Annotated in this window: 11 protein-coding genes and 2 tRNA genes; 5 read left to right on the top strand and 8 right to left on the bottom strand. The window is 31.3% G+C overall.

Annotation, left to right across the window (positions count from 1 at the left end; all coding sequences use genetic code 11):
* Positions 1–109 precede the first annotated feature (109 nt).
* The 3 genes from AC5M21_RS15065 to pepV all read right to left on the bottom strand — a co-directional run bounded on the left by AC5M21_RS15065 (position 110) and on the right by pepV (position 1,748).
* Positions 110–195 (bottom strand) — tRNA-Leu (locus AC5M21_RS15065).
* A 35-nt stretch (positions 196–230) separates the two neighbouring features.
* Positions 231–316: transfer RNA gene (locus AC5M21_RS15070), tRNA-Leu, on the bottom strand.
* A gap of 61 nt (positions 317–377) precedes the next feature.
* On the bottom strand, positions 378–1,748 hold the full coding sequence (pepV, locus tag AC5M21_RS15075; RefSeq protein ID WP_117599179.1) for a dipeptidase PepV: 1,371 nt from the start codon (positions 1,746–1,748) through the stop codon (positions 378–380).
* Positions 1,749–1,845: 97 nt separating this feature from the next.
* Between pepV and AC5M21_RS15080 the strand changes: the two genes are divergently transcribed.
* The gene (locus AC5M21_RS15080; protein WP_008790878.1) at positions 1,846–2,268 is read left to right on the top strand and encodes an NUDIX hydrolase; all 423 of its coding nucleotides are present in this window, start codon (positions 1,846–1,848) and stop codon (positions 2,266–2,268) included.
* A 4-nt stretch (positions 2,269–2,272) separates the two neighbouring features.
* Positions 2,273–2,530: a TfoX/Sxy family protein gene (locus AC5M21_RS15085; protein ID WP_008790877.1), complete on the top strand. Its 258-nt coding sequence runs from the start codon at positions 2,273–2,275 to the stop codon at positions 2,528–2,530.
* Between the two features lie 10 nt (positions 2,531–2,540).
* On the opposite strand, the gene AC5M21_RS15090 is transcribed toward AC5M21_RS15085, so the two are convergent.
* From AC5M21_RS15090 to metA, 3 genes are all read right to left on the bottom strand, one after another.
* Entirely contained in the window at positions 2,541–3,887 is a 1,347-nt protein-coding gene (locus AC5M21_RS15090) for a cadherin-like beta sandwich domain-containing protein (protein WP_117599178.1), read from the bottom strand.
* Positions 3,888–3,901: 14 nt separating this feature from the next.
* Complete coding sequence (locus AC5M21_RS15095) at positions 3,902–5,728, bottom strand: dockerin type I domain-containing protein (protein WP_117599177.1); 1,827 nt, start codon at positions 5,726–5,728, stop codon at positions 3,902–3,904.
* A 159-nt stretch (positions 5,729–5,887) separates the two neighbouring features.
* Positions 5,888–6,820 (bottom strand): homoserine O-acetyltransferase MetA, encoded by a 933-nt coding sequence (gene metA, locus AC5M21_RS15100; protein ID WP_054325587.1) that lies wholly within the window; start codon positions 6,818–6,820, stop codon positions 5,888–5,890.
* A gap of 93 nt (positions 6,821–6,913) precedes the next feature.
* Here metA and AC5M21_RS15105 point away from each other — a divergent pair, with 93 nt between their 5' ends.
* Positions 6,914–7,540, top strand: coding sequence for a pyridoxamine 5'-phosphate oxidase family protein (locus AC5M21_RS15105; RefSeq protein ID WP_054325588.1), 627 nt, complete (start codon positions 6,914–6,916; stop codon positions 7,538–7,540).
* Here the strand turns inward: AC5M21_RS15105 and AC5M21_RS15110 are convergent.
* Positions 7,537–8,763: a deoxyguanosinetriphosphate triphosphohydrolase family protein gene (locus AC5M21_RS15110; RefSeq protein ID WP_054690403.1), complete on the bottom strand. Its 1,227-nt coding sequence runs from the start codon at positions 8,761–8,763 to the stop codon at positions 7,537–7,539. The genes AC5M21_RS15105 and AC5M21_RS15110 overlap by 4 nt on opposite strands.
* A 48-nt stretch (positions 8,764–8,811) precedes the next feature.
* On the opposite strand from AC5M21_RS15110, the gene AC5M21_RS15115 reads away from it, so the two are divergent.
* A complete protein-coding gene (locus AC5M21_RS15115) occupies positions 8,812–9,276 on the top strand; it encodes a GAF domain-containing protein (protein ID WP_008790871.1) in 465 nt (154 codons plus the stop codon).
* Positions 9,277–9,291: 15 nt separating this feature from the next.
* On the opposite strand, the gene ptsP is transcribed toward AC5M21_RS15115, so the two are convergent.
* Positions 9,292–10,998, bottom strand: coding sequence for a phosphoenolpyruvate--protein phosphotransferase (gene ptsP, locus AC5M21_RS15120; RefSeq protein WP_345893111.1), 1,707 nt, complete (start codon positions 10,996–10,998; stop codon positions 9,292–9,294).
* A 258-nt stretch (positions 10,999–11,256) separates the two neighbouring features.
* Between ptsP and nagB the strand changes: the two genes are divergently transcribed.
* Positions 11,257–11,991, top strand: coding sequence for a glucosamine-6-phosphate deaminase (nagB, locus tag AC5M21_RS15125; protein ID WP_008790869.1), 735 nt, complete (start codon positions 11,257–11,259; stop codon positions 11,989–11,991).
* The last annotated feature ends 128 nt before the right edge of the window (positions 11,992–12,119 follow it).

Here is a 12,119-nt window from a genome sequence, read left to right on the forward strand (position 1 = left end):
TATTTGATTTAATATCTTTTCATTGTCTCTCAAACCGCTTTATATAACGAAAAAAGAGACAATTCACAAAATCACAAAGATTTCATAAATTATCTCTTAGATAACTATTTGGTGCAGCTGATGAGACTCGAACTCACATGGATATTATCCACTACCGCCTGAAGATAGCGTGTCTACCAGTTCCACCACAGCTGCAATATCAAAAAATTATATATATTTATAAATTATATTGGTGCAGGCGATGAGATTTGAACTCACACGGACGTACGTCCACTACCCCCTCAAGATAGCGTGTCTACCATTCCACCACGCCTGCATGACGCTTAATTATTATAACATAATATCTATAAAATAAGCAATAAGAAATAGGGAAAACCCTATTTCTTAATTAAATTGTAAAGTGCTTTCGCATAGATAGCAGTTGCTTTCAACAAATCATCAATAGATATTTCTTCATTATTCTGATGAATCTTATTATCAGTACCTGGAAATTCTACACCAAACGCAACACAATTTGGCATAGATTTTGCATATGTTCCTCCTCCAATCGCTTGAGGCTGATGAATATGATCACCAGTAAATTCAACATAGGCACTGTGTAAATTTTGGACAAGATCACTTTGTGGGTCAATATATAGAGCCTTCCCTAACTCATGCGTTTCTTCTAACCCATATTTATTGAGCTGTTGAACGATTGGCATCGTTAGTTGTTCATCTGTCATTTCATGAGGAACTCGCATATCAACAACTAAACTCGCATATCCATCTTTATAATTAAGGACACCTAAGTTAACAGTTAAGTCCCCCATTAAACCTTTAAATGCAATCCCAAGTTTCTTACCATAATTATCCTGATAAAAACAATCATCAACAAAATGCACTAATTGGTTCTCAGAAATAGTTGCAAGATAATGACACATATAAACTGCAGCATTAATTCCTGCATCTGGCGTTGAAGCATGAGCTGATTTTCCAATTAATGTCAATCTTGTATGGTTCCCTTCTTCTTCCAAAGAGCCTTGCAAACCTTGTTGATTTAAATAATGAATAAAATCCTCTTTATATTGTTTATAATGACCTGAAATATAAGCCTCACATGTCTCTGGTACAATATTTGCACGTGATCCAGAATAAATACCTATAATATTATCTTTTTCTATCTCACCTTTCATTTGGAAATTAACTCCAGCTTTTTCTCCATAAACAACAGGAAACTCAGCATCAGGTGTAAACCCCATTTTAGGGTATGGTTGCTTTGTAAAATAATATTGCATACATTTAGAACCATTTTCTTCATTACAACCAAAAATAATTCTTGTTTTCATTTTTACAGGTAAGTTTAATTCATGTATGATTTTTGCAGCATAATAACCAGCGATCAAAGGACCTTTATCATCAGCAACACCTCGACCATAAAGTTTGCCATCTTTAATGGTTACATGATATGGATCAGTATTCCATCCATGTTCATTACAGGGTACAACATCTAAATGTCCTAATATTCCAAATGTTTCTTCATCTTCCCCTATATCAATATGACCAGCATACCCATCAACATTAACACTTCTAAAACCATCTCTTTCCCCTATTGACAACATAAGATCCAATGCTTCACGGCAAGGCTTTCCAAATGGTTGCCCTTCATTTGACGTCGCTTCATCCAATACTGATGGTATTTCACAAAGCCTCTCAATATCAGCTATGATATCTTCTTTTCTCTTGTTAGCCTCTTCAAAAAAATCGATCATAAAATCACCTCATTAAACATTATATCAAATATTCAAATAAAACGATACAATTTTATAAAAAAGTGGTATGATATGAGTAATTGGAGGATATATAAAGATGGAAAATATCAGATTTCACATAACTGTGAAAGCAATTGTCATTTATAATCATAAAGTCCTTATTCTTAAGAAAATCAAACCATCGACTGATGGTCTAGGGTATTGGGAACTCCCTGGTGGTGGTTTAGAATATGGAGAAACACCACATCAAGCTTTAACTCGCGAATTGAAAGAAGAAACAAATTTGGACATTAAAATATTAAAGCCAGTCTACACATTCACTGCTATACGTCCTCATTATCAAACTGTAGGTATAGGTTTCTTAACAATTCCTACAAATGATAATGTTGTTATTTCTGATGAACATACTGACTTTAAATTCGTTCACCCTACAGAATTAAAAGAGTATTTAAATCAGCAGATATATAACGATATTATTATAACTTTACAAGAATATGAAAATATGAAATTGGAGGAATAGAACTATGAAAAAATTATCTGAATATCCTAATATTGGCCCAGTTGTTGAAAAACAGCTTCATCAAGTTGGAATTGATACATTAGATCAATTACAAGATATTGGTAGCCAGGAAGCATGGCTAAGAATTCAACAAATAGATTCTTCAGCTTGTATCCATCGATTGCTTGCTTTAGAAGCTACCATCCAAGGAATCAAGAAAAAAGATTTAAGTGAACAAGATAGAATTCATTTAAGAGAATTTTATAGACAGCATAAGTTATAAAAAATCAAGGTTACTCACCTTGATTTTTTTTATCATAATAATCTTTTATGGCAGATATAGATTTCTTTTTAAAACTGAAATAAAGATACGCTAATACTCCAGTTCCAGCAGCAAATACTACAGTTGTTCCAATGAAAATATATGTAAGAACACTATTATCAGCTGACTCAGAAGCCTTAAATTTTTGAAGTGTCTGCTCCGTAGCCTCATAAGTATAAAGAGATTTTTCACCTAACTCGTTCATTAAGTAAACAACGCTATAATCTTTTAAATCTTTATCTTTAAATGTCCAACCTGGAATTTCCACTTCACTGATTTTTATATTTCCAGACTTTAATCCCTGAAGTCCTTTCAAGTCTTGAGGAGCATCCATAAGAATATAAAGTTTCCCATTAACAGTAATTGTTTCAAATTTTCTTACAATTTTATTATTTTCATATATATAAAACCCAGTTCCCTGTGTCTCGTTTTGTAGATAAACAACTGTCAACCCAAGTGTATCATTTTTCAAAGCAGAAATTTCATTTCCATCTATTGTTATTTTTGTTTTTTCAAATCCTTTGGGAACATCCACTTTAGAATAATCGTTTAAAACACCTAAATTCTGATCACCCATTTTCAAAAAAACACTAGGTTTCTCAGTCACATACACTGAAATGGTATATGTTTTTTTTGATCCATTTTCTGCTTTAACTGTTATAACAAAATTATTTTCACCGACTTTAAGTTCATGTTCTCCTGTACCAGAAACAGATGCCTTAGAATCCTTAGCTTTAGCATTTATAGTGATTTTTTTGATATCACTTGTTAAATCAACTTTATACGTTGTTTTATCAGCTGAAAATACAGGTGACAAAGTTCCAGAAGAGATACTTAATGAAGAAAGATTATTTTCTTTAGAACGTGTATCTTCCTTAGGCGTTTCACTTGATCCTCCAGATGAATTTCCTCCATTTGAAGATCCACCATTTGAAGAACTACCACCGCCATTTGAAGAACTTTTTATACTTACTGAAACAGATTTACTTCCTGTAACAGGACTTTCATCTGTAGCTGTTACATCAACAGCAGATACAGTTACAGTTGTTTTACCTGATTGCCCAGCAGTCACCGTCACACTTGCACTTCCATCAGCAAAGACACTAGTTGTTGAAACTGACCCATTTGATGCTGATACATTAAACTGGCCTGCCCCACCAACAGATATTGTTACAGTAAACTTTCCACCAGGAGTTACTGAAGATTTACTTGCACTCACTGAGAATGATGCTGCAAATACATTAAGACAGCTTAAATTCATCAAAACAGCAAATACCGTTGAAAAAAGCAGCCCTTTAATTATTTTATTTTTTTTCATCTATTTTCTCCTTACTAAAATAATCTATTTGTTCCCATAATATGATTTTTAATTTTAATATAATCTAATGATGATACTTTCCCATCTCCATTAACATCAGCTCTTAACAATGCATCACCGCTTAAAACTTTTGTTTTCATAATATGATTTTTGATTTGTATATAATCTAATGATGATACTTTTCCATCTCCATTAACATCGCCAGTATAATATGATGGAACTTTTACGTTCCCTTGATTAATAACTGTTACATTTGATGTAGGAATGAAATAATAATCCTTACTAAAGTTATATATGCCATCCCAATTAGTATCAGTTCTTGAAGAGTTTAATGCTGTATCAGATTGAATTTTATACCATCTGTTACCAGCAGAGTCAGTGACAGTATCCAAAATAACAACTGCCAAGTTATATGTACGCGGACTTGTTACACCATTTGTTTTTTGTCCTAAAGTATGAATGACTGGTGATGAATAAGACGCCTCTTTATATAATTTATAAGATTTTTGAACGCCATTAATAATCCCCATTGTATATCGTCCATAATCATTACCAACACCATAATAATAATTTACTGAAGCAGCTTTTTCACCCCAATATGGGTCTGATGCATAGCGAACATTAATTCCCCCTGCTTTATCACCTAAATAGCCTCCGTTATATCTCCAGTCTTCATTATCTAGATATCCATTAGATATAAATTTCTCAGCATGATACTTTATACTATCTGAAGCAGTAGCATATCCATGTGCACCATAATATGGATTACTATCAACTGCACCATGCCCAAATAAATTATTCTTGTCCTTTGCAATATCACTTGTTCCCCATGTACTTTCATTTCCAGATACACCCAACATTAACAAGCCATTAACACCATATGCATTTTGATACTGTATAAAATAACTTCCCATATTTTTCATTTTGGAACTACTACTCCCCACATGATCATTAACAATACTATTGATTTGACCAGCAGATAAACTCGTTGTTGTTCGATGAGAAAGATACTGATAATAATTATAATACGGATCAGACTTATTAACTGCATTTGTATGGACACCATTTTGATAGTCTTTAATCATATTTGGATAACTTGTATAGAAATAATGACCATCATAACTATAATACTTTTTTCCAGCAGATAAATAGCTTAACTTATATCCAACTCTATAAGTATTGTATTTATTAGAACTTCCATAATAAAATCTATGATATAAATACCCATCGCTTACATAATAATATGAAATATTAGCAGCTGAATAGTCAATAACAGTGACATCACGAGAATCAAAATCCATAATGACTCCAGCCTGCATAGCTCTTACCTTACCATTAAAAGTCCCTAGATAAGCAGCATCTTTTGCATAACTCCCTGTTGTATAACCGTCATAACCAGGATTACTAACGTTATCATACGTTAAATAACTCTCTCCATCATATGACTTTGCATTCAAATAAACAACACCATATGTCACAGCCTTGTTTTTTTCTTCAACTGAATAAGTTGTACTTGAACGGAGATATTTTCTTTTATTTAAAGCCTGTTGAGCGTCTTCTTTACTATCATAAGTAGCAACAACTTCTTTGTCATCACCTTTTCCAACAACTAAGTTATATTCAGTTGCCATTTCTTTTGCAATCGAATCATCATTTTCAATATCATCAAAATATACAATTTTAGAAGCTCCATTTTCATCTATAATTGTAAAATAATCAGTTACTTCTGGTCCATGAATTTGTGATTTGTTTTCATCTGTTGCTTTTATATTTAAAATTGTACCTGTAATAGATAAAGTTACTGTTAATAAACCTATAAAACTTATTTTTTTTAATTTCAAAATAGCATCCTCCCTTTAATATTTCCTAGAGTCATATCATTTTCAATTATACATTATTTTTATTATTCGTTCAATCAAATACCCTTATTTTCTGACTAATAACGATATTTTTTTATCACATATTTCACACAAATAAAAATAAATGGAATATATTCCCATTTATCTTTCTTTAAGTTCTTCTAAATCATATGGAGTCTCTTGATAAACGTAGTAGTTTAACCAGTTAGAGAATATAAGATATGCATGTGAACGCCATTTTACTTGAATCTCTTGATGAATATCGTCATTGAGATAATAATTCTTAGGCATTTCACTCTTAATATTTGGATTGGCTAAATCACGTTTATATTCTTTATCTAATGTGTCTGGATCATATTCAGGATGACCAGTAATAAAGAAACGTGATCCATCTTTTGATGCAACAAGATATACCCCTGCCTCATCAGAAGTTGCTAAAATATCTAATTGCTCTATCTTTTCTATATCCGTTTTTGATACAGATGTATATCTTGAATGGGGAGCATAAAATTGATAATCAAACCCTCTTAATATTTTTCTTTTCATTTTATCAACATTGGTATGATGTTGATAAACACCTGTTAATTTATGTGGCAATAGATATTTGGAAACACCATAGAAATAATGCAAACTGGCCTGAGCAGCCCAACAAATAAAGAAACTACTGAATACATGTGTTTTAGACCATTCTAATAATTGTGTTAATTCTTCCCAATAATCTACTTCTTCAAATTTCAATTTTTCAACAGGAGCACCTGTTATAATAAGCCCATCATATCTGTTTTCTTTGATATCATCAAATGTTTTATAAAATGCTAAAAGATGTTCTTTTGAAACATTTTTAGATTCATGACTAGCCATATGAATCCAATCAACCTCTATCTGCAATGGTGAATTAGATAATAATCTTAAGAGTTGTGTTTCAGTAATAATCTTCGTTGGCATAATGTTTAAGATCAATAATTTTAGTGGTCTGATTTTTTGAGTTGTAGCTCGTGTTTCATTCATCACGAATATATTTTCTTCTTTCAATATTTTTGATGCCGGTAAATTATCTGGTATTTTAATTGGCATATGAACACCTCATTTCATTGATTTTTATTTTATCATAGATTTTCATAGACTTGAACAGTTATTTCTTATAAAATGAAGAAAAGGAGTCATAAGATGAAAACAGAACTTATAAAACAATATACTGAAAATTTATTAAATATCTATACAAAAGAATTATTGAAGAATTGTGATTATAATTATATTCTTGTCTTGAATAATCAAGAAGAATCTCAAGTCATAAACAATATTCTCTATACAAACTATCAAGATTTTTATAAACATGATTATTTAAAATATTCCATCCCTCCAATCAGAAAGCCACGTAAATTACTGACATATAATGATGGATTCAATATTTTAAACAAGGTTGACTATGGTACACTTGCCATTTCTTCTAAAGTCCCATATTGTACAAGTTTAAATCATTTTGTAGTAGATGGACATATTTATTTTCATTGTGGTCATACTGGGCATAAACTTGAAGGTTTAAATCAACTGGTATGCTATAATGTTGTAGATGACTTAGGAATACATAAAGAAGTTTTTACACATAATCATCAAAGTGTACATATTTATGGCTTCCTTAAAGAAGTTAAAGAAAATAAGAAAGCTCTGTTAGAAGCTTTCTTACAAAGATTTACACCTGGATTTACAAAAAACTTAAATGAGCAAATGCTTCAAAACACAATGCTCTTAGAAATTGATATCATTCATATGAATGTCAAAAAGCATTTTCATTAAAAAGAAATTAATTCATTAAATGCTTGAATGATAAATGCATCACTCATTCCTGATAAATAGTCAATAATACTTTTTTCTAATGCATGAGAATCATGAGTAAAGTCATAAACGACTTTATTCATGTATTCTTTTTTTCTTGGGTAATTTTCAATATATGCATATTTATCAAGCCATTTTAAGTAATGGGATATTAATTTAGGATATTGATTTTGATCTTTTAATAATGCTGAAATCATATTGTCTGCTTTTGAATAATCATATATGAAATTAAAAATAGAATCTAATATTAAAGAAACATAATTATTATGAATTTGAACTCTTTTAATTAAATAGATATTTTGATAATTAAATTTCATAATCATTTTCATGATTTTAAAGGCTTCATCCGATAGTCCAATCCCACATTCTACCGATGAATTTTCAATAACGTCATGAATGAAATAATTAACAATCGATCCATTATTAATCGCATGAAACTGATAATCACTGATACTGTTAAGTGACTCTTTTAAACTATCAACTTTTTCTTCAGTAAGAACACGAAGTCTCAATGCATCTTCAATGTCTCTAGCTAAATACGCTATTTTATCTGACATTTTCACAACACAACCCTCATATGTCCATGGATTAAATTGTCCTGCATAATTATAATCATGCAAATCAATATATTGTTCTCGTTTTTGTATATATTTCTGATTCATTTCACCACAATGAGATATGATTCCATCTCTAACTGCATATGTCAAATTCAAATTATGTTGATTATGCTCATTATCCTCCAACAATTCAATATCATCAACAAAATGCAAACTATTTCTTTCATGCCAAAACTTTTCTAAACCGTGTTCTTTGGCTATACGTGTTAAAATAGTCTCTCCTCCATGACCAAAAGGTGCATGTCCTAAATCATGACCTACTGCAATTGCCTTTGTTAGTTCAGTATTCAATCCTAATTCATAAGCAATTGTATGAGACACTGATTCCACCAAATTCACATGCTCACTTCTTGTACAAACATGATCATCTTCAACTGCAAAAAAGACTTGCGTTTTATGTTTTAAGCGACGATAAGCTTGTGAAAAAAGAATGCGAGTATAATCTCTACCAAAATCACTTCTTAAATCATGTCTTCTTTGATAGATTATTTCTTCTCTCTTTGTCGCAAGTGCATATTGAGGATGTTCTTCATTCATTGCATAATTGATAAATTCTTTAATTTTCATTGTTGCCACCTCATAAGAGTATGTTATACTAAATAAGAGGTGAAAGCAATGAATAAACATTTATTTTTAGACCAAATTTATGCACTTGTAAAAGATGAACCAAATGTCATTGCAAATCTGGCCAATATCTCTGCTTTTCTCAATGAAAGCCTACAAGAAATTAACTGGGTAGGATTTTATTTCATAGAAAATAACGAACTTGTTTTAGGACCTTTTCAAGGGAAAGTTGCATGTGTGCGTATTCCTATAGGAAAAGGCGTATGTGGAACGGCGGTCCTTAGAAAAAAGGTTATCCGTGTTGAAGATGTTCATCAGTTCATTGGTCATATTGCTTGTGATAGTGCGAGTCGTAGTGAGATTGTTTTACCTATCACAGTCAATGATGAAGTTATTGGTGTGCTAGATATTGATTCTCCATACTATAATCGTTTTACACTTAAAGATGAAGAAATTTTAAAAAATGTTGTAGAAATTATTGAAGAATGTGTATTTAAAAACGTGGTTAATTTATAACCACGTTTTTATTCATTATTTTGTAGCTGCTTCTACCAATTCAACAACTTCTTCCATTGTTCCACAGTTAATAGCCTTATTAGCTAATTCAGCCATTTCAGCTTGTGAAAGTCCTCTGATTAACTTTCTTTGTGATAAGATTGATGTAGCAGACATTGAAAATTCATCAAGTCCTAATCCTAGCAATAATGGAGCTGCTAACGGTTCACCAGCCATTTCTCCACACATACCAGCCCACTTACCTTCTTTATGTGCAGAATCAATAACATGTTTAACCAATCTTAAAATAGATGGATTAAATGGTTGATATAAGTAAGATACACCAGAAGACATTCTGTCAGCAGCAAATGTATATTGAATTAAGTCATTTGTTCCAATTGAGAAGAAATCAACTTCTTTTGCAAATTGATCTGCCAAAACTGCAGCAGCAGGGATTTCAATCATAATACCTACTTGGATACTATCAGATACAGCAATACCTTCTGCTATTAATTTTTCTTTTTCTTCTAATAAAATTCCCTTAGCTTTTCTAAACTCACCTAAAGCAGCAATCATTGGGAACATAATTCTTAAATCACCATGTACTGAAGCTCTTAATAAAGCTCTTAATTGAGTTCTAAAGATATCTTCTCTTTGGAAACACAAACGAATAGCACGAACACCTAAGAATGGATTCATTTCCTTTGGTAAGTCAATGGCTTCAATTTCTTTATCGCCACCAATATCTAGAGTTCTCACGACAACTGGATGACCAGCCATACCTTCTAATATTTCTTTATAAACTTCATATTGCTTATCTTCGCTTGGTAATTCAGCAGATTCCATATATAAGAATTCAGTTCTGAACAATCCAACACCTTCACCACCATTTTCTCTCACACCTTCAAGATCTTTTGGTGAACCAATATTTGCAACCAATTCTACATGTTTACCATCTGTAGAAACAGTCTTTTCATTAACTAATTTCTTTAATTCTTCGCGGTAAGCTTTATATTCATCACGTTTTGTTGTATATTCTTGAATTGTTGCTTCATCCGGATTAATCATAACAACACCTTCAATACCATCAAGAGCAATCATATCTCCATCTTGAACATCATCAGTGATTGTTTTACATGCAACAACTGCAGGAATCTCTAAACTTCTTGCCATAATCGCAGAGTGAGAAGTTCTACCACCAATATTAGTAGCAAATCCTCTAACCAGATTTTTATTTAATTGAGCTGTATCAGAAGGTGTTAAATCATCAGCAATAATGACTACTTCTTCATCAATTAATGCAGGATTAGGTAATGGTTTTCCTAATAAATTTGCTAATAAACGACGTGATACATCTTTTATGTCAGCAGCTCTTTCTCTGAAATACTCATCACCCATAGACTCAAACATTGAAATAAACATTGCTGAAACCTCATCCAATGCAGCAGCTGCATTACATGCTTCATTTCTAATTTTATCTTCAACCTGAGTTTTTAATTCTGGATCCGATAATACTAATGCATGTGCATCAAAGACAGCTGCTTCTTCAGCTGATAAATTTTTTGATGCAGCCTCTTTAATTGTTTCAAGATCCTTAGCAGTTTGCTCCATTGCATTTTCATATGCTTTGATTTCTTTTTCTACATCTTCAACAGTTACTTTTTCTACTGTTAAATCAGGCATAACTAATTTGTAAGCTTTTGCAATTGCAATACCATTAGATGCCGCAATACCTTTTATCATTGTCATTTTGACCTACCTCCATATGAACCCTATTTTACCTTATTTTCTCCATAAAATAAAGGCTTATATTGCAATATTTCACTAAAATGTATGTGTTTCCACTTTTTTATAACTCTTTCATGTGATTATAAAAGAAAATAAAAATACACGTTTCATATAGGTTTATCAGTTATATATTATATTTTCAAATTATGAAAATTAGCCTTTTATTTCTTATATCTTTGGTATATAATGTAAGTAAATATAGGAGGGACAAAAATGAAAGTCATTGTTGTTAAAAATTATGAAGAAGCAAGTCAAAAAGCTTGTGAAATTATGTTAGATATCGTTAAAAGCAATCCACAAGCAAATTTAGGTTTAGCTACTGGATCTACACCAGTAAGAATGTATGAATTAATGAGAGAAGACCATAAAAAGAATGGAACATCTTATAAAGATATTAAAACATTTAATCTAGATGAATATTTTGGTTTAGATCAATCACATCCTCAAAGTTATCACTATTTTATGTGTCATAACTTATTTAATGAATTAGATATTAACATGGAAAATGTTCATGTTCCTAAAGGTCAAGGGAATATTGATGAAGAATGTGAATCTTACAATAAACTTTTACAAGAAAATCCAATTGATATTCAATTATTAGGAATTGGTTCTAATGGTCATATCGGTTTTAATGAACCTGGTACTCCATTTGATTCAGTAACACATAAAGTTGATTTAAAACAATCTACTATTGAAGATAACGCACGTTTATTCTTTGATGGAAAAATTGAAGATGTACCTACTCAAGCAGTAAGCATGGGTATTGCAAATATCATGGCAGCAAAAAAGGTTTTACTTATTGCTTGTGGTGAAGGCAAAGCAAAAGCAGTTTATGGAATGGCTGAAGCACCTAAAACTATTGATTTACCTGCAAGTGCACTTCAAGATCATCCAGATTGTATATTAATTGCTGATGAAGCAGCTGCTTCATTATTAAAAAATAAATAAAACATAAAACCTGCAAAAATGCAGGTTTTTTTATTATTCAATATGAAAACAAAATAGGAAATGAAGGAAAGACAAAAAAAGGATATCCAGTGTGGATATCCGAAGTGAACTGGCAGCTTGCTATTGTC

The sequence above is a fragment of the Coprobacillus sp. genome, assembly GCF_984815275.1.

Excerpts from the sequence above, each read along its gene's own strand:
- metA (WP_054325587.1), bottom strand. The coding sequence starts at position 6,820 with ATGCCAATTAAAATACCAGATAATTTACCGGCATCAAAAATATTGAAA.
- AC5M21_RS15080 (WP_008790878.1), top strand. The coding sequence starts at position 1,846 with ATGGAAAATATCAGATTTCACATAACTGTGAAAGCAATTGTCATTTAT.
- AC5M21_RS15085 (WP_008790877.1), top strand. The coding sequence starts at position 2,273 with ATGAAAAAATTATCTGAATATCCTAATATTGGCCCAGTTGTTGAAAAA.
- ptsP (WP_345893111.1), bottom strand. The coding sequence starts at position 10,998 with ATGATAAAAGGTATTGCGGCATCTAATGGTATTGCAATTGCAAAAGCT.
- nagB (WP_008790869.1), top strand. The coding sequence starts at position 11,257 with ATGAAAGTCATTGTTGTTAAAAATTATGAAGAAGCAAGTCAAAAAGCT.
- AC5M21_RS15115 (WP_008790871.1), top strand. The coding sequence starts at position 8,812 with ATGAATAAACATTTATTTTTAGACCAAATTTATGCACTTGTAAAAGAT.
- AC5M21_RS15105 (WP_054325588.1), top strand. The coding sequence starts at position 6,914 with ATGAAAACAGAACTTATAAAACAATATACTGAAAATTTATTAAATATC.
- AC5M21_RS15090 (WP_117599178.1), bottom strand. The coding sequence starts at position 3,887 with ATGAAAAAAAATAAAATAATTAAAGGGCTGCTTTTTTCAACGGTATTT.
- pepV (WP_117599179.1), bottom strand. The coding sequence starts at position 1,748 with ATGATCGATTTTTTTGAAGAGGCTAACAAGAGAAAAGAAGATATCATA.
- AC5M21_RS15110 (WP_054690403.1), bottom strand. The coding sequence starts at position 8,763 with ATGAAAATTAAAGAATTTATCAATTATGCAATGAATGAAGAACATCCT.